Origin of the sequence: Deefgea sp. CFH1-16, assembly GCF_016881365.1 — a bacterium.
Taxonomy (GTDB): domain Bacteria; phylum Pseudomonadota; class Gammaproteobacteria; order Burkholderiales; family Chitinibacteraceae; genus Deefgea.
The window spans coordinates 1,850,997-1,868,005 of record NZ_WLYT01000001.1 but is presented as its reverse complement, the minus strand read 5'-3'; the positions used below and the strand labels follow the sequence as shown (position 1 = coordinate 1,868,005).

At 48.2% G+C, this 17,009-nt stretch carries 15 protein-coding genes and 6 pseudogenes; 3 read left to right on the top strand and 18 right to left on the bottom strand.

Going from position 1 to position 17,009, the window contains the following annotated elements; all coding sequences use genetic code 11:
• Positions 1–41: 41 nt before the first annotated feature.
• The 18 genes and pseudogenes from GKO28_RS21460 to ftsY all read right to left on the bottom strand — a co-directional run bounded on the left by GKO28_RS21460 (position 42) and on the right by ftsY (position 14,729).
• Positions 42–377: an FtsW/RodA/SpoVE family cell cycle protein gene (locus GKO28_RS21460; protein WP_282099273.1), complete on the bottom strand. Its 336-nt coding sequence runs from the start codon at positions 375–377 to the stop codon at positions 42–44.
• Positions 377–1,231: an FtsW/RodA/SpoVE family cell cycle protein gene (locus GKO28_RS21455; protein ID WP_282099272.1), complete on the bottom strand. Its 855-nt coding sequence runs from the start codon at positions 1,229–1,231 to the stop codon at positions 377–379. The genes GKO28_RS21460 and GKO28_RS21455 overlap by 1 nt, the downstream gene beginning before the upstream one ends.
• Complete coding sequence (gene murD / locus GKO28_RS10290) at positions 1,231–2,625, bottom strand: UDP-N-acetylmuramoyl-L-alanine--D-glutamate ligase (protein ID WP_182076196.1); 1,395 nt, start codon at positions 2,623–2,625, stop codon at positions 1,231–1,233. Before murD ends, GKO28_RS21455 begins: the two co-directional genes overlap by 1 nt.
• A 6-nt stretch (positions 2,626–2,631) precedes the next feature.
• Entirely contained in the window at positions 2,632–2,922 is a 291-nt protein-coding gene (locus tag GKO28_RS22815; RefSeq protein WP_374220778.1) for a hypothetical protein, read from the bottom strand.
• Between the two features lie 15 nt (positions 2,923–2,937).
• Positions 2,938–3,320: pseudogene (locus GKO28_RS22810) on the bottom strand (phospho-N-acetylmuramoyl-pentapeptide-transferase); the annotation flags it as partial.
• Positions 3,262–3,720, bottom strand: a complete 459-nt coding sequence (locus tag GKO28_RS22805) for a hypothetical protein (RefSeq protein WP_374220722.1) — start codon at positions 3,718–3,720, stop codon at positions 3,262–3,264. The pseudogene GKO28_RS22810 and the gene GKO28_RS22805, both read right to left, overlap by 59 nt.
• On the bottom strand, positions 3,711–5,075 hold the full coding sequence (gene murF, locus GKO28_RS10280) for a UDP-N-acetylmuramoyl-tripeptide--D-alanyl-D-alanine ligase (RefSeq protein WP_307838981.1): 1,365 nt from the start codon (positions 5,073–5,075) through the stop codon (positions 3,711–3,713). Before murF ends, GKO28_RS22805 begins: the two co-directional genes overlap by 10 nt.
• Positions 5,072–6,563: pseudogene (locus GKO28_RS10275) on the bottom strand (UDP-N-acetylmuramoyl-L-alanyl-D-glutamate--2,6-diaminopimelate ligase). The gene murF and the pseudogene GKO28_RS10275 overlap by 4 nt, the downstream one beginning before the upstream one ends.
• Positions 6,560–6,703 carry a hypothetical protein gene (locus GKO28_RS10270; protein ID WP_182076194.1) on the bottom strand — a complete coding sequence of 48 codons (144 nt, stop codon included), beginning with the start codon at positions 6,701–6,703 and terminating at the stop codon, positions 6,560–6,562. The pseudogene GKO28_RS10275 and the gene GKO28_RS10270 overlap by 4 nt, the downstream one beginning before the upstream one ends.
• 145 nt (positions 6,704–6,848) lie before the next feature.
• Positions 6,849–7,868 (bottom strand): annotated as a pseudogene (locus GKO28_RS10265) (peptidoglycan D,D-transpeptidase FtsI family protein); the annotation flags it as partial.
• Positions 7,774–8,412, bottom strand: a complete 639-nt coding sequence (locus GKO28_RS19805; protein ID WP_247646479.1) for a hypothetical protein — start codon at positions 8,410–8,412, stop codon at positions 7,774–7,776. The pseudogene GKO28_RS10265 and the gene GKO28_RS19805, both read right to left, overlap by 95 nt.
• Entirely contained in the window at positions 8,412–8,711 is a 300-nt protein-coding gene (gene ftsL, locus GKO28_RS10260) for a cell division protein FtsL (protein ID WP_173532988.1), read from the bottom strand. The genes GKO28_RS19805 and ftsL overlap by 1 nt, the downstream gene beginning before the upstream one ends.
• A pseudogene (gene rsmH, locus GKO28_RS10255) lies at positions 8,708–9,651 on the bottom strand (16S rRNA (cytosine(1402)-N(4))-methyltransferase RsmH). Before rsmH ends, ftsL begins: the two are co-directional and overlap by 4 nt.
• 5 nt (positions 9,652–9,656) lie before the next feature.
• Entirely contained in the window at positions 9,657–10,088 is a 432-nt protein-coding gene (gene mraZ, locus GKO28_RS10250; RefSeq protein WP_173532986.1) for a division/cell wall cluster transcriptional repressor MraZ, read from the bottom strand.
• Positions 10,089–10,669: 581 nt separating this feature from the next.
• Positions 10,670–11,515 carry an RNA polymerase sigma factor RpoH gene (gene rpoH / locus GKO28_RS10245; RefSeq protein ID WP_247646477.1) on the bottom strand — a complete coding sequence of 282 codons (846 nt, stop codon included), beginning with the start codon at positions 11,513–11,515 and terminating at the stop codon, positions 10,670–10,672.
• Between the two features lie 189 nt (positions 11,516–11,704).
• On the bottom strand, positions 11,705–12,607 hold the full coding sequence (gene ftsX, locus GKO28_RS10240) for a permease-like cell division protein FtsX (protein WP_182076192.1): 903 nt from the start codon (positions 12,605–12,607) through the stop codon (positions 11,705–11,707).
• A 29-nt stretch (positions 12,608–12,636) separates the two neighbouring features.
• A pseudogene (ftsE, locus tag GKO28_RS10235) lies at positions 12,637–13,288 on the bottom strand (cell division ATP-binding protein FtsE).
• Positions 13,289–13,495: 207 nt separating this feature from the next.
• A pseudogene (gene ftsY / locus GKO28_RS10230) lies at positions 13,496–14,729 on the bottom strand (signal recognition particle-docking protein FtsY).
• A 67-nt stretch (positions 14,730–14,796) separates the two neighbouring features.
• On the opposite strand from ftsY, the gene rsmD reads away from it, so the two are divergent.
• The 3 genes from rsmD (at position 14,797) to GKO28_RS10215 (ending at position 16,964) form a co-directional block, all read left to right on the top strand.
• Positions 14,797–15,351, top strand: coding sequence for a 16S rRNA (guanine(966)-N(2))-methyltransferase RsmD (gene rsmD / locus GKO28_RS10225; protein WP_182076191.1), 555 nt, complete (start codon positions 14,797–14,799; stop codon positions 15,349–15,351).
• A gap of 105 nt (positions 15,352–15,456) precedes the next feature.
• Positions 15,457–15,708, top strand: a complete 252-nt coding sequence (locus tag GKO28_RS10220; protein WP_173532981.1) for a YfhL family 4Fe-4S dicluster ferredoxin — start codon at positions 15,457–15,459, stop codon at positions 15,706–15,708.
• 170 nt (positions 15,709–15,878) lie between these two features.
• Positions 15,879–16,964, top strand: coding sequence for a hypothetical protein (locus GKO28_RS10215; protein WP_182076190.1), 1,086 nt, complete (start codon positions 15,879–15,881; stop codon positions 16,962–16,964).
• Positions 16,965–17,009 lie beyond the last annotated feature (45 nt).

Genomic DNA, 17,009 nt, shown 5'->3' with positions numbered 1-17,009 from the left:
AGCCAGCATGGCAACAATAAACAGTACCGAGAAAATAATCGTCATACCTTGTAGCCTCGAATCATTTGACGATTTTCAAAATCAATCCGCAATAAAAAACCTAACGCTAATAAATTGGCCACAATCCCCGAGCCACCAAACGATAATAAGGGCAAGGTTAAACCTTTAGTGGGCATCACGCCCATATTTACGCCAATATTAATCACCGTTTGTACACCAATCCAAATGCCAACGCCTTGCGCGGCTAATGATTGCCAATGCCGCTCTAATTTATTTGCCTGTACACCAATCGAAAAAGCGCGAAAAACTAAAAATGCAAATAAGCTAATCACCACGGCAACGCCAATAAAGCCAAATTCTTCCGCAATAATCGCCATTAAAAAGTCAGTATGCGCTTCGGGTAAATAGGAGAGTTTTTCTCTACACTCAAACCCAAACCGACACCGGTAAATTCACCACGGCCAAAAGCGATTAAGGAATGACTTAATTGATAACCTTTACCATACGGATCTTGCCAAGGATCTAAAAAACCTAAAACCCGCGCACGGCGATAAGGACTAGAAATAATTAAGGCAAAAAAAGAGCCGCCCAAAAACATAATCAGGCCAGCAAAGATTCGCCAACTAAATCCAGCCAAAAATAATATGCCCATCGCAATCGCCGTTACGACAATTAACGCGCCCATATCCGGTTCGGCCAATAATAAGCCACCCACAATGGCCATTACAACGCCTAGCGGTAATAAGACCTTAGTTAAGCTATCAACAAAGGTTGAAGTCATACTGCTATTTTTACGCACGCTATAATCAGCGGCGTACAGCACAACAAAATATTTCACTAATTCGGAGGGCTGCAAATTAATCACAAACAAACTTAACCAGCGCCGACTACCATTCACCTCACGCCCGATACCCGGAATCAACACTAAAATTAATAACACAATACCCAAAATAAATAACGCCGGAGCATAACGACGCCATATTTCGGTTGGAATATTAAATGCAATGAATCCGGCCAGCACGCCAACGACCAAATATGCCGAATGGCGCATCAAAAAATAACTCGAATTAAAGCCAGTATCTTTATCGACCTCTGCCATTGCAATGGATGAGGAATACACCATTACCAAGCCGATGGTCAGCAATAAAGTGATGCACCAAAATAAGCCTCGATCATAAGCGCTCATTTTGGGTTTCATTCGCTGCATCGCTTGATAAAGAATTTGCCGCATTACTGCTCCAATTCTTTTACTGCGGCAATAAATACTTCGGCGCGATGATGATAATTACGGAACATATCTAAGCTAGCGCACGCCGGTGACAGCAAGACCACATCACCAGGTTCGGCAAAATTACTCGCTACCGAAACCGCCATTTCTAGCGTCGGCAACATCATCACCGGCAAATAATTATCATCGTCATCGGGCAAATAAGCCGATTGCGCTTCATTTAATACTTCCGCCAAAGCGGGCGCATCTTTACCAATGAGTAACACCGCACGGCAAATTCGCTCGCACGCTTCAAGCAGTGGCGAAAAATCTTGCCCCTTGCCCTCGCCGCCCGCGATCAAGACCACTGGCCGAGTCATGCCTTTTAAAGCCGCTTCGGTCGCGCCAACATTGGTGCCTTTCGAGTCGTCGTAATACGCGACACCATTGATGTCGGCGACAAACTCCACCCGGTGCGGCAAGCCTTTAAAATTTTTCAGAGCTTCAAGCAATGGCGCTAACGGTAAATCGGCGGCGCGGCACAAGGCAATCGAAGCCAGAGCGTTTACGGCATTATGCAAACCCGCAACAGGCAATTCCGATGCTTTGAGTAATTCAGTTGCGCCATAGCGAAGGCTAAAATCATGATCGATTTCAAGTAAACCATACTCGCCATCAGCAGGGGTATCTGCACCAAACCACACTATATTATGGTCTGGCTCGGCCATACCCTTACACCATTGATCTTCACGATTAAGAACTCGCACCCCTTGGCCATTAAAAATACTGGCTTTAGTCGCCGCATATTCTTTCATTCCGGCGTAGCGATCTAAATGGTCTTCCGAGACATTCAAAACCGTCGCCGCAGTCGGCGCTAAAGAGTGCGTGGTTTCAAGTTGGAAACTGGATAATTCCAGCACCCAAAAATCGGGCCACTCACCGCGCGCCTGCCATTGGGCTAATGCGGCCAACACCGGAACACCAATATTGCCGGCCATCACCGTGGTTTTTCCGGCGGCTTCACACATTTGCGCCACCATCGTGGTCACGGTGGATTTGCCATTTGATCCAGTAATCGCAATCACTTTGCCGGGCTGGCCTTGCAGCGCCAATGCCAATAATTCAATATCACCAATCACCGTAATACCGCGCGCAATCGCTGCGGCCACTTCGGGCGTTGCCAATGGCACACCCGGGCTGGTAATTAATAAATCGGCATCCGCAAACGTATCCACATTAAATGAGCCCAAGCGCAACGCGACCTGTGGCAACTCAGCTTGAAGTTGCGCCAAATTGGGCGGCGTTGGGCGGCTATCGGCCACGGTGACTTGGGCGCCTTGTCCAACCAACCAACGGGCGGTCGCCAAGCCAGTTTCACCTAAACCGACGACGATGCTATGCTTTGCTTTGAGTTCCATCTTTGCTTACCGTAATTTCAAGGTGGCCAAGCCCACCAAGACCAAGAGCATGGTAATAATCCAGAAACGGACCACCACTTGAGTTTCTTTCCAGCCTTTTAATTCGTAATGATGGTGCAATGGCGCCATCCGAAACACGCGTTTTCCGCGGGTTTTAAAGCTGGCAACTTGAATCATCACCGACAGCGCTTCAACCACAAACACACCGCCCATAATCAGCAACACAATTTCTTGCCGCACAATCACCGCGACCATGCCCAAGCCCGCGCCGAGTGCCAAAGCGCCAACGTCGCCCATAAAAACTTCAGCGGGATAGGCGTTAAACCACAAAAAAAGCCGAGGCCTGCACCGGCCATTGCCGCACAGAACACCACCAATTCGCCAGCACCGGGTACGTGCGGTACACCCAGATACAGCGCAAATTTTGCATTCCCCGCCACGTAGGCAAAAATACAAAACGCCCCGGCAATCAATACCGTCGGCATAATCGCCAAGCCATCTAAACCATCGGTGAGATTGACGGCATTACTGGTGCCAACAATGACAAAGTAAGTCAGAATACAAAAACCAATGGCACCAAATGGATACAAGATTTCTTTATAAAACGGCACAATAAAACCCGTCGTTGCCGCGTCATTACCAAAATTCACCAAAAATAAACCGGCACCAATGGCAATCGCTGACTGCCAAAACATCTTGGCTTTGGCTGACAAACCTTTCGGGTTTTTCAGTGCGACTTTTTTTATAATCATCCACAAAACCAATAATGCCGGTGGCCAAGGTCACCACCAGCACCAGCCAAATGTATTTATTGCCTAAGTCACCCCACAATAAGGTGGTCAAGCCAATCGACAGCAAAATCAAGGTACCGCCCATCGTCGGCGTACCGGCTTTGATTAAATGCGTTTGCGGGCCATCATCACGAACGGCTTGGCCGACTTTCATCTCGGTCAATTTGCGAATCACCCATGGGCCTAAAGTCCATGAAATAGTCAGGGCGGTAATCGTCGCCAAAACGGCGCGTAAAGTGAGGTAATTAAATACATTAAAGGCACGAACTGATTCGCCGAGCCATTGCATCAACATCAGCAACATGGCTGTGCTCCTTCTAATTCGTTAACAACATCTTCCATGCGCATAAAGCGCGATCCTTTCACCAACACCATCGATTCGGGTGTCAATACGGCATGCAAACTCGCCAACAATTGTGCTTTACTGGCAAAATGCTGGCCGCGTTCACCAAAAGCGCCCACGGCATGATCCATGTGTTCACCCACGGCGAATAAAGCGGCAATCCCTTGTTGCTGAGCATAAGCGCCAATCAATGCATGCTGCTCGGCGGCATCAGCGCCCACTTCACCCATATCCCCCAAGACCAAAACGGTATGTTTTGCCCCCATCGCCGCCAAAACATCAATCGCCGCCCGCATCGAATCTGGATTGGCGTTATAGCTATCGTCCAAAATTTGCGCACCATTGGCGGCTTTTTTGGCTTGTAAACGCCCTTTTACCCCTTGCCATGCCGATAGACCGGCAGCAATATCGGCCAAAGGCACTTGCATTGCCAGCGCCGTTGCCGCTGCGGCCAGCGCATTACGCACATTGTGTAAGCCCGGAACCGCCAGCTGCACTAATGCCGAACCTAACGGGGTGAGCAATTGAAACTGACTGCCCAATGCGCCCAATTCAATCTGCTCGGCGGAGATTTCTGCGTCTTGCAATCCAAACGACACACATTGATGCTCGCCCGCTAAATGCCGCCACAAACCAGCAAACTCATCGTCGTGATTAATAATGGCCACGCCATCGGCGACTAAACCGGCAAAAATTTCACCTTTGGCTTGAGCCACACCAGCCACCGAGCCTAAGGCTTCTAAATGGGCGGCGCCGGCGTTATTAACCACCGCCACATTTGGACTGGCAATGTGCGTTAAGTAGTCAATCTCACCAAAGTGATTCATGCCCATTTCAGCAACGACAAAACGATGCTGGGCATTGAGCCCTAGCACCGTTAATGGCAAGCCAATATGGTTGTTTAAATTGCCTTTGGTCGCGTGCACTTTGCTGGCATCTCCGACGTGCACAGCCAAAATACTCGCCAACATTTCTTTGAGGCTAGTTTTACCATTACTGCCAGTAATGGCCGCTAGCTTAATGTCGGCATGCTTTACACGCCAATACCTTGCCAATTGTCCCAGCGCTTGTAAAGTGTCCGCCACCACAATCCGGTTACCGCTACCGTCTTTTTCAACGAGGGCGGCTACCGCGCCTTGCGCCAAAGCTTGTTCAACAAAATCATGCGCGTCAAAACGCTCGCCTTTTAAAGCGACAAATAAATCACCGGCGCGAATGTCACGACTATCGGTCGTCACACGGCTAAAGACCAATTCGGGGGCTCCCGAAAGACGGCCATTAAGCGCTTGCGCGGTTTCCTGCAAATTCAACATCATGACTTCCTTATTACTTTTTTGGCGAGCGCTTGGCTAGCCACTTCAACATCATCAAAATGTTGCCGCACGCCATCGATTTCTTGGTAGGTTTCATGCCCCTTACCGGCCACTAAAATCACATCGTTAGGACCGGCCATATCAATGGTGTCCGTAATGGCAAAACCACGATCCGATTCAATCGCATAGTTGGCTTCGCCATTGCCTGGCACCCCTTCTACGCCAGCAATAATTTGCTGAATAATTGCCTGCGGTTTTTCGCTGCGCGGGTTATCACTGGTAATCACCACCGAGTCTGCCAAGCGGCAAGCAATCTCACCCATTAACGGGCGCTTGCCATTATCTCTATCGCCACCGCAACCAAACACACAATATAAGCGCGCGCCTTGCGGCATCACTTCACGCAAAGTGAGTAAGGCTTTTTCTAATGCGTCTGGCGTATGCGCGTAATCGACCACCACCAAAGGCTTGCCCGATCCACCCAAGCATTGCATACGACCGGGAGCCGAACGAATTTGACCGAGCACGCGGCAGGCATCATTCAATGCCACGCCATCAGCCAGCAAGACCCCTAAGCAAGCCAGTAAATTGCTAACATTAAAGCGCCCTAATAGCGGTGAATTAATCGCGCCAACGCCAAGCGGCGTATCGACCACCAAAGAGAGACCGTCCAGCGAAGACTTCAAAATGCTTAACACGCAAATTACCGTGCTCAAATCCATAGCTATACACTTTGGGGGCAGTGGTAAATTCAATCAGCTCACGGCCAAAGGCATCGTCAGCATTGATAACGGCAGCTTGTAAACCATCCCACTGAAACAACTTGGCCTTAGCAGTGGCGTATGCGGCCATGGTGCCGTGATAGTCCAAATGATCGCGAGTTAGATTGGTAAAAACGGCGGTCTTAAACGGTACGCCATGCGCCCGGCCTTGCTCTAAACCATGCGAGGAAACTTCCATCGCCACATGCGTTGCGCCATTGGCTTTAAACTTGGCTAACCAGCCTTGTAAGGTCAAAGGATCTAAGGTGGTATGAGTTGAAGCGACTAAGTCACTCACAAAACCATTGCCCAAAGTACCTAAGACGCCGGTTTTATTGCCCAATAAATCAAAAGCTTGTGCCAACCAATTGGCAATCGAGGTTTTGCCATTCGTTCCTGTGATACCAACTATAGGCATAAGCCCAGAATCGTTACCCAACAAAGCACTGGCGACAATACCTGCTTGATAGCGTAGTGCTGGCACGGCTAAATTAGGCACATCCCATGCTGGATTCCACACAAAATCATCAGCTTCCCAAATCACCGCTGCAGCGCCTTTGGCTAGCGCATCGGCTATAAATTTTCGGCCATCGACATATTCGCCACGAAAAGCCATAAATACATCGCCGGCTTGTACTTGGCGGCTATCGGCCACCAAAGGGCGGGCCGACTGTAATTCAATCAGCGCAGCTAAATCAAAAGCAGGTAATTCCCAACTCGCAGGCTTCATGTTTCTTCCTTTACTTCGGCTTCGGTATTGGGTAAGAAAATATTGGTCGTTGGCGCATCAGGCGGTACACCCAACAAGCGCAAACTCCCAGCAACCACATTACTAAAAATCGGGGCCGCAACTAAACCACCGTAACGCATTGCAAATGATGGTTCGTCCACCATCACTGCCACAATCAAACGTGGATTTGAAATAGGGGCTAAACCGACAAAAAGAACCCACACGCGCCGTATCTGAGTACTTACCATCCACTAATTTTTTTGCCGTACCCGTTTTACCGCCGACTCGATAGCCCACCACTTGTGCCCGAGTTGCCGTTCCGCCTGGCAACGTCACCATCTCCAGCATCTTGCGAACTTGTTCTGCCGTCTTGGCAGTAACCACTTGCTTGCCCGGTGCTGGCGCGACCAATTTAGTAAATGTCACTGGATGAATTTCACCATTGCCCGCAAACAACTGATACGAGCGCGCCATTTGCATTAAGCTCACCGACATCCCATAACCAAACGCCATGGTGGCTTCTTCAATCGGACGCCAGTTTTTCCAAGGCCGAATACGGCCAGCAGCTTCACCCGGAAACCCGGTATGCGGCGCTTCGCCAAAGCCAACGTCTTTATAAAAATTCCATTTCGACTCACGATCCATCATTAAAGCCATCTTCGCCACGCCGACGTTGGAAGACTTTTGCATAATGGTTTCCACCGTGGCCGCACCCACCGCATGATCGTCCTTGACCGTATTCGGGCCGATGGCCATCGTGCCACCACCGGTTTGAATAATGGTCTGCGGTGTGACTTTATCCGCATTCAGTGCCATTGCGACCGTCAGCGCTTTCATGGTCGAGCCCGGCTCGTATAAGTCGGTTAAAGCACGATTACGTTTATGCGCTGGGTCGATTTTGGCGCGACTATTGGGGTTGTAAGACGGCGCATTGGCCAATGCCAACACCTCACCCGTTCGCGCATCGAGCACCACAATCGCCCCACCCACTGCACCGGAGCTATCGACCATATTTTTCAGCTCGCGGTAGGCTAAATATTGAATTCGCCGATCAATCGACAACTGCAATGTTTGCCCTTCTTGCGGCGGTACGATGGTTGAAACATCTTCAACAATGTAGCCACGTCGATCACGAATCACGGTGCGAGAGCCTGGCTTACCCGCCAGCATTTTTTCTCGTGTTAACTCAAAGCCTTCCTGCCCTTTGCCATCAATATCGGTAAAACCGACAATATGAGCCATCACTTCGCCTGCCGGGTAGTAACGGCGATATTCTGTTTGCGAATACACTCCGGGGATTTTCATCGCCATCAGTTTTTTTGCATCCGCAGGTGAGATATGCCGTTTCACCCACAGAAAATCTGATTTTATTTCTTTGCCTTGCGAGTTTTTTCGTGATGCGGTCAATTTTGTTTAACAGCTCTCCCGACTTCAATTGCAAATGCGTTTCTAATTTTTTAACTTCATCCAGCGACAACGGCATCAGCTCATCGTCGTTCGCAGGCTTCCAATCTTCGGCACGTTGCTGCCCTGCCGGTAAAATCAACATGCTGCGTGGGCTCATCCAAATCGACTGAACCGGTGTGGAAATTGCCAATGGCTCACCATTACGGTCGGTGATCATGCCGCGATTGGCTTCTAGTTTTAACACTCGGCGATAGCGTGCATCGCCTTGGTCTTGTAAAAAACCTTCATTCCATACTTGCAAATACAAAGCACGGCCAAGTAAGGCGGCAAACAACACCATCAAGCCGCCCAATACCGTCCAAACCCGCCAACGCTCTAACTTTGGGATTACGGCATACTTTGGTCGACGACGGCTAGCCGCCGTTTTTCCCGCTGTTATCATTACAGATCTTTAACCTCAGGTTGCTTCACGAGTTCACCGTGTTCCAAAATAACCTGAGTGCGATTCGATGGTGCCACTTGCATTTCCAAATTGTGTCCAGCTTCTTGCTCGATCCGAGAGTGCATCGCCCAAGTACTTTGCTCTAGTTGTAACTGCCCCCACTCAACGTCGAGCTTACGAGTCAGCACATCTTCTTTCTGCAATTCAATAAATAGTTTTCGCGACTTATGTCGACTAGTAATCACCGCTAAAGCGCAAATCACTAGAACTGCCAACAAAAACATATTTAAACGCGTCACAAAGGCCCCGCTGTACGTGCCGCAACCCGCAAAATCGCACTGCGCGCACGCGGGTTGGCTTTAATTTCGATCTCTGAAGCGCGAATCGGTTTACCGAGGACCTGCAACGGCGCTGCAGCAATTTCACTGGCACGCACCGGCAGACGCGAAGGCAGATGATCTCCTTTAGCCGCATCTTGAATAAACCGTTTGACGATGCGATCTTCCAGCGAGTGAAATGCAATCACCGATAAGCGCCCATCCGTTTTCAGCAAGCGCAATGCCTGAGGAAGTGTTAGCGACAGTTCCTCAAGCTCACGATTGATGTAAATCCGAATAGCTTGGAAGGTACGCGTCGCCGGGTTCTGGCCCGGCTCACGGGTGCGGACAGCCGTTGCCACGACCTCGGAAAGTTCTCCTGTTGTAGCAAAAGGTTTGCTTGCCCTACGCGTAACAATCGCTGCTGCAACCTGCCGAGCAAACCGTTCTTCGCCATAATCTTTTACCACCTCTGCAATTTCTTTTTCTTCGGCAGAATTAAGCCATTCAGCCGCTGTTTGCCCTCGGGTCGTATCCATACGCATATCCAAGGGCGCATCAAATCTAAAGCTAAATCCGCGCGCGCCATCATCCAATTGTGGTGAGGACACGCCTAAATCCATCAATAAACCATCTATTTTTTTTCGATCCCGAGTCGGGCAAGAGATTCAGCCAACGTGACAAAGCCCTCGTGCACAATCGTGAAACGAGGATCGGTAATCGTTGCGGCTTCGGCAATCGCATATAAATCTTTATCAAATGCGATTAAGCGACCATTGGGTCCTAATTTGGACAAAATCAATCGAGAATGGCCACCACGGCCAAACGTGCAATCCACATAAGTGCCATCAGGCTGGATCGCTAACGCATCCACTGCCTCATTAAGCAATACCGTGCAATGCACGAAGTTTGTTCCAACCACTTCACTCAAAGCACGATTCCTTCCATATTGTTTTCTAATTCATGCGGATCCATCGCCATTACAGAATCCGTCACGGCATTCCATTTAGCTTCATCCCACAATTCGAATTTATTTCCCATGCCAACCAAAGCAACCGCCTTATTCAGTTGCGCGCGTTGCCTTAAAGTCGCTGGGATTAAAATACGGCCCGCTGTATCCATTTCGATTTCTTCAGCGTGACCCACGATTAAACGACGCACAGACATTTTTGAGCCAGATAAAGTGTTTAGCTGATCTCGCACCGGTATCCATTGCGCCTCAGGGTAAATCAACACACATCCAGCCGGGTCAATGGTAATCACCAATCGCCCTTCAGCGCACAATAAAGCACGGTACTTAGCTGGCATCGCTAAGCGCCCTTTACTGTCCAATGAAAGAGATGACACACCACCCAACATGTATGCAGACGCCCCTGTTTGTTCGCTAACGAGATCAAAAAACCGATCAATCTACGCGCGGTGCAATTTTAGCGAAAAAATGACTATAAAAATACACTTTTACCCACTTTACCCCACTGAAACCCACTATAGAGCAAAAAAAAAAACTGGCACAAGTTGCGCCAGTTTTTTATCTTTTGATACAATAACTTAGTTAAAAATGTTTTTAATTCATAAAAGTCTTAAAAATAAACATGAAACAAGCGAAATTTAAAGTGATACATTAAGTCTTGTAAGAATACAAGACAAAACTCAATCGCAACATCCCGACCATCGGACATCCCGTGTATTCTCAATCATGAGCAGCAAGCTCTTTTATCTATGCTTACTTTTGATCATTGCTCACTTTGCTTGGCGTGCCATTCATCCTGCGCACCGCAAAGAATTACATCGAATCAGTAAAATCAGCGCCGCAACACTGATTGCAGCCAGCATAATTGCCATCACTTGGCACTTTTTTCGCACATAACGTGCAATAAAAAACATATATACCAGCAATAAAAAAGAGCGCCCTAGGCGCTCATTTTTTATGCTGATTTGATTTAAACCGTTGCTGGCAACAAAGCTTGCTTCATTTTTTGCAATGCTTTGGTCTCGATCTGCCGAATTCGCTCGGCCGAAACTTTAAACTCTGCGGCTAAATCATGCAAAGTCAAAGACTCACCGTCATCGGTCAGCCAGCGCGCCTCAATAATGCGGCGACTACGCTCATCTAGGCCATCTAAAGCTTCTGAAATACCGCTTGATTGCAAACGATCAGTCGCAATTCTGGCCATTGCAGCAGTCGGTTCATTATGGCTATCTGCTAGCCAATCAATCGGCGCATAGCCATCATCATCAGCATCATCAGCAACCAGCGCAATATCTTGACCGGTCATGCGCGTTTCCATCTCAAGGACTTCTTCGGGCTTAACGCCTAAATCATCCGCGATTTCTTGCGCTTGCTTATGCGTTAACGCAGCAAAGCTAGTTTTCATTGAGCGCAGATTAAAAAACAATTTACGTTGCGCTTTAGTCGTCGCAATCCGAACTAAGCGCCAATTGCGTAAAATATACTCATGGATTTCAGCTTTAATCCAATGAACTGCAAATGAATACAAGCGCACACCGCGTGTGGCTTCAAAGCGTTTCACCGCTTTCATTAAACCAATATTACCTTCTTGAATCAAATCAGCTTGTGGTAAACCATAGCCACTATAACCTCGCGCGATCGAAACGACGACGCGCAAGTGGGACATCACAAGCTGACGCGCAGCCTCCACATCACCACTTTCTTGGTGGCGTGTCGCCAAATCGTGCTCTTCTTGAGGTGACAGCATAGGTACCGCATTAACGCGCTGAATATAACGTTCAATACTATCGCCAATCGATAATGTTGAAAGTGTCATCGCATTGCCCATCGCTTGAATCTCCTGTCGTAACAACAAAGCTGACTGTAGCATAAAATATTAGCACTCAAACACTCAGAGTGCTAAATCGCTTCCAATCAGAATTCTATTCAATCACATGCAGATCGCATTGTGCACGGTAATTATTACTATTCAAGTCATAGCCTAAAGCAATCTGCTTAGCGGCATTTAACGAAATTGATATAAATAACGCGACACCGCCAAACTAGCCCCTAGCAAGCACAAAAATGCACTCGCTAAACAAACCACCACCGTGGTTAGAAAATCGGGCGCCAATAAGCTCAAAGATTGCCCATAGGCACTCGCCAGCTCGATAACGGTTGGATTTACATACGCCACCAAGCCCCACACAATCAACACGGCAACCCCACCACCGAGCAGCCCTTGCACCATGGCCGCATGCATAAAGGGGCGGCGAATAAATGAATCGGTTGCACCAATCAGTTTGGCGACTTCAATTTCATCACGGCGCGTTAGGATTTGCATCCGGATGGCATTGCCCGTGATCAGCACCAAGGCCAAGGCCAATAAGCTCGCCAACACTTCAAAAATAGCTCGTCCTAAATCGGTAATCCGCGCCAAACGCTTGGCCCAATCAGAATCTAACTGCACTTCTTCGACGATCACAATCGACGAAAGTTCTTTCTTCAAAGCCTCTAAACCTGCCGGATCATTCTCTTTTGCTTGTAATACAAAAGCGTCGGGGAGCGGGTTTTCTGCTAATCCAGCGGTTAAATCCGTTGTTCCTAAACTGGCTTGCAAGGACGCCAATGCAGTGGCTTTGGGAATAAATTCAACTTTAGCCCAACGCGCATCGGCTTTTAATGTCGCTTGCAAGCCCTTTACGTCTTCAGCTGTGGCACTGTGCCGCAAAAAAATAGAAATTTGCGGTTCAACAGACACTTGATCGCTAATTTGCGAAACGCTCATAATCAAAGTCCATAGCGCCAGTGGCAGTGCCGTTGTAATCCCGATCACCAATAAATTCAGCAGGCTACCTAGCGGGTGGCGAAACAAGCTACCAATCGTGCGTGTTAGTGCCAACAGATGCAGGCGAAACCAATTTTTCATTATTTTTCCTTAGCTCAACTTTGCTGTGTTTAAGCGCAAAACTGCCCATGTTTTAAACGCAAAATACGTCGACCATAATCGGCCATCAACGATTCATCGTGCGCCGAAATCAAAATCGTTACACCGACTTGATGGAAGGATTTAAACAACTCCAAAATATCATGCGCATAATCACTATCCAGATTCGCCGTTGGCTCGTCGGCCAACAAAATCGACGGCCGATGCACCACCGCACGCGCAATACATAGACGCTGCTGCTCACCGCCCGATAGCGAAATTGGATTGAGCTTTTCTTTACCCGCCAAACCCACTTTATCGAGCGCAGCCAATACGCGGCGGCGACCCTCCATATGGTCAAAGCCAATAATATCCAACGGGAGACGCACATTATCAAACACATTACGATCATACAAAATCTTATGATCTTGAAAAATCAGCCCAATATGTCGCCGCACAAACGGCAAAGAAGCACGACTCATCCGCGCTAAATTTTGCCCATTGAGCAATACCGCGCCGCTACTGGGTTTTTCGATCCCCGCCATTAATTTGAGTAAGGTCGATTTACCCGCCCGAATGTCCTGCCAAAAACACCAGCTCGCCATCGGGAACTTCAAAACTTAAATTACGAATGGCATCAAAGCCACCGGGATAGCTTTTACTAACTTGTTGAAATTGAATCATTAGAATCCTTCATTCTCAAAACGAGCCACCCAAGCGACTTGTGGCCACTGATTCATAGCCCGCCGATTGCCCGTTCTAAAACGAGCAATCGTCTAAATGCATTCAGGGATGAAATCAAAGCGAGCGCCTCTGCATCAACGAAATCACAGAGAGCATGGGTATATGAATATAAGACTTATTTAAAAAAGCCTATAAACAAATACCCACTTATTCAAACAAGGCATCGATATAATCTTTTGCCACAAATGGGCGTAAATCATCAATCGATTCACCCACACCGATAAAGCGCAGCGGTACGGGGCGGTTTTTAGCAATCGCCGCAATCACGCCACCCTTGGCGGTGCCATCAAGCTTAGTCAGCACTAAACCGGTCAAACCCAAAGCGTCATCAAACGATTTGACTTGCGCCAAAGCGTTTTGCCCCGTATTGGCGTCCAGCACCAGCAATACTTCATGTGGCCCAGTTGGATCGGCTTTTTGCACCACGCGTTTTACTTTTTTGATTTCTTCCATCAGGTGCAACTGCGTTGGTAAACGCCCTGCCGTATCGACAATCACTACATCAATACCACGCGCTTTGGCGGCGTTGACTGCATCAAACGCCACCGCGGCGGCATCGCCCGACGCTTGCGCAATCACTTGCACGCCGTTGCGCTCGCCCCAAACCACCAATTGCTCACGGGCCGCAGCGCGGAATGTATCCCCAGCCGCTAACAACACCGATAAATTTTGCGATTGGAAATATTTAGCTAACTTACCGATGCTGGTGGTTTTACCTGCGCCGTTCACGCCAGCCACCATCAGAATAAATGGCTTGTGGCCCGATACATCCAGCGGGATTTCTAGCGGTTGGATCAAATCAGTCAAACTGAGTTTGAGCGCGTCTTTAAGTTCGCCCGAGTCTTTTTTAACCACGCAGTGACACCCGCTCTCGAACATCTTTTAATAAATGCTGAGTGGCATCAACGCCCATATCGGCAGTCAACAACACGGTTTCAAGCTCTTCGTAAAGCTCGTCATCAATCTGGCCACCACCAAAAATACTGGCTAAGCTTTTGCCTAATTTATCGCGAGTTTTTGCCAAACCCATTTTTAAGCGTTCAGTCCAAGATAATTTAGGACGTTCTTGTGGCTGAGCTAAATCAGCGGGCGGTACAAACGCATCAGAATGCGCTACAGGCTCAGCTTCTTGAGCAATCAAAGGTTCAATCGCCGACTCAAGCGCCGCAACGGGTGCGGGCTTAATCTCAATTGCAGCAGCAACTGGCTCAATCGGTTCAATCGTTTCAATTTTTGCGATCGGTTCAGCGATGACGGGGGTTTCAGGTATAGCGATTGGAGCGAGCGGCTCAGTTTCAATCACCGTAACTGGGGTTTCTGGCGCAATTTCTGCGACAATTTGCGCCTCTGGCGGCTTCTTTTTCTTAAAAAAACTAAACATGACGTTGGCGGCTATCCTACAAATCGAGGAAAATGGTTGATTATTTAGATTTTAACGCGGAGCGGCAATGTCAGCACAGCATAAAAATCAGGTTCGTGTGATTGGTGGACAATATAAAAGCCGAATTTTAAAATTTCCGGACTCATTGGCGTTACGCCCGACACCTGATCGGGTTCGTGAAACGCTCTTTAACTGGTTAGGGCAAGATTGCACCGGGATGGTTTGTCTGGATCTTTTCTCTGGCAGCGGTGCGCTCGGTTTTGAAGCGGCTTCACGCTGGGCCAAAAAAGTAGTCATGATTGAAGCAGCAAGACCGGTGGTTGCGGCACTCAAAAGCAATCAAGCTTTACTCGCCGCCAATCAAATTGAGATTATTTGCAGTACTGCCGAGCAATACCTCAGCCGATGCCAAGAACAGTTTGATCTGGTCTTACTGGATCCTCCATTTGCCAGCACTTTACTCGATGAAATTTTGCCGCAAATTGCCAAACACCTCAGCCCTACAGCACGGGTGTATATCGAATGCGCCCAATGGCCAGAGCTCAGCGATTGGGAGATTTTGCGCGAAGGCAAAGCAGGTACGGTCAAATATGCATTATTGTGCCGTGCATCAGGCCAATAAGATACTTTTTCCCACTCAAAATACTTAGGGTTGTGACTTAGGCCCGAAAGTGGGAAAATCCCCACATATCGAATACTTGACTATTTTACTAAGGAATTGTCAATCATGGCACTTATTATTACCGACGAATGCATTAACTGTGATGTTTGTGAACCGGAATGCCCAAATAGCGCCATTTCACAAGGCGAAGAGATTTATGTCATCGACCCTAATCTCTGTACCGAGTGTGTTGGCCATTACGATGAGCCACAATGCCAACAAGTTTGCCCAGTTGACTGTATCCCACTCGATCCAGAACACAAAGAAAGCAAAGAAGAACTTCAAGCCAAATATTTGATTATTTCAGGTCAAGCTTAAGTAGTCATAATTTCAGATCAGCGGGCTTAGGCCCGCTTTTTTTTTGCGATATGATGCGCAAAATTTCAGTCGATCAACCGCGCAGCAAATCATCACGTAAGACAATTTTTGCTTAACGATGCACAACCCTGTACTTATGCCGCAGCGGTTTTAGGCAGCAGGAGAACAGAATGGGTTTTTATGATTTACGTGCCGAAATCGAGCAAATGCTACTCATTGCACGCGCTCTGGTGTATACCGATCCCGCCGAAACCCTTCGTTTAGCTCAATTTATTACTTTTCGCGCCCAAAGCATTAACGATGCTCGCGCTGAAACACAAGCCGCTTTACTTATTGCCTTAGCTTTTCGTGCAACACCCAGCGTCGCTGAAGGTGTACGCGAGCATATGGCCGAGGTTGCAACTCAGCTGGCACGCCACAATGCCGATGATGAAAGCTGGCTCGCCGCCATTGATTGCCATGCTGATGTCGCCTATGACATCGCCAACTACGCCAAAGCCATGGATTTATGGTTGCAGCTGTTAAAACGCTCATTAGCCCAACAATGGCCAGAAGGCATGGCTCGAGCCTATATCGGGCTGGGTAAACTATTTTTTATTAGTGAAGATTTAGCCAGTAGCCTCGCCACACACTTAAAAGTAGCACCGCTACTGATGCAAATTAGCGACAAAAACCTACATATTTGCCATCACATCAATGTCGCCGCAGCCCAATTGCATTTGGGCCATGATGCCGAGGCTCAATCCGCACTAGATCGAGCCCAAGCGCTGTTAATTGAACTGCCATTTTGTGAATTTGAACCTGAACTACATTACTATCGTGCGCATTTATTACGCAAAGCAGGTCATCAAGACTTGGCGAAACGGCAGTTAGAACGAGCACTCGCACTCAGCGCACGCAGTTGCAATCACTGGGGAAAAGTCGTCAATATGATTGCGCTTGGTGAGCTGTATTTAGAACAACAACAAACGCATGCCAGCCAATATTTTATGCAGCAAGCGCTCGATACCGCGACCGAAATCCCAGCAAAATATCTCGTCCAACTCGCGCATGCCGGTTTAGCCAAAAGCTACGCGGCCAGTGGCCAAACTGATTTGGAATTTACGCATTGGCAACAACACTTTGCCATTTACGAAGAAATAAAAAGCATCAACCTACGTCAGCAACTCAGCAGCGATAAGTTAAAGACTTTGCTACTGCAACTCGAGCAACTGGAAACGGCCCCAAACTCAGGCAATCACAACACGCATCAATAGCAATAGCCTCATCAGGCAACGCTGCCAAGCAGCGCCACCGATGGT

What these genes read in the sequence shown, in the direction of transcription:
- GKO28_RS22805 (WP_374220722.1), bottom strand. Translation starts at nt 3,720, where the DNA reads ATGTTGCTGATGTTGATGCAATGGCTCGGCGAATCAGTTCGTGCCTTT.
- murD (WP_182076196.1), bottom strand. Translation starts at nt 2,625, where the DNA reads ATGGAACTCAAAGCAAAGCATAGCATCGTCGTCGGTTTAGGTGAAACT.
- murF (WP_307838981.1), bottom strand. Translation starts at nt 5,075, where the DNA reads ATGATGTTGAATTTGCAGGAAACCGCGCAAGCGCTTAATGGCCGTCTT.
- GKO28_RS10220 (WP_173532981.1), top strand. Translation starts at nt 15,457, where the DNA reads ATGGCACTTATTATTACCGACGAATGCATTAACTGTGATGTTTGTGAA.
- GKO28_RS22815 (WP_374220778.1), bottom strand. Translation starts at nt 2,922, where the DNA reads ATGGGCGACGTTGGCGCTTTGGCACTCGGCGCGGGCTTGGGCATGGTC.
- ftsX (WP_182076192.1), bottom strand. Translation starts at nt 12,607, where the DNA reads ATGAAAAATTGGTTTCGCCTGCATCTGTTGGCACTAACACGCACGATT.
- rpoH (WP_247646477.1), bottom strand. Translation starts at nt 11,515, where the DNA reads ATGACACTTTCAACATTATCGATTGGCGATAGTATTGAACGTTATATT.
- GKO28_RS10270 (WP_182076194.1), bottom strand. Translation starts at nt 6,703, where the DNA reads ATGCGTTACGGTGGTTTAGTTGCGGCCCCGATTTTTAGTAATGTGGTT.
- mraZ (WP_173532986.1), bottom strand. Translation starts at nt 10,088, where the DNA reads ATGTTGGGTGGTGTGTCATCTCTTTCATTGGACAGTAAAGGGCGCTTA.
- rsmD (WP_182076191.1), top strand. Translation starts at nt 14,797, where the DNA reads ATGTCAGCACAGCATAAAAATCAGGTTCGTGTGATTGGTGGACAATAT.
- GKO28_RS21460 (WP_282099273.1), bottom strand. Translation starts at nt 377, where the DNA reads ATGGCGATTATTGCGGAAGAATTTGGCTTTATTGGCGTTGCCGTGGTG.
- GKO28_RS19805 (WP_247646479.1), bottom strand. Translation starts at nt 8,412, where the DNA reads ATGATAACAGCGGGAAAAACGGCGGCTAGCCGTCGTCGACCAAAGTAT.
- GKO28_RS10215 (WP_182076190.1), top strand. Translation starts at nt 15,879, where the DNA reads ATGGGTTTTTATGATTTACGTGCCGAAATCGAGCAAATGCTACTCATT.
- GKO28_RS21455 (WP_282099272.1), bottom strand. Translation starts at nt 1,231, where the DNA reads ATGCGGCAAATTCTTTATCAAGCGATGCAGCGAATGAAACCCAAAATG.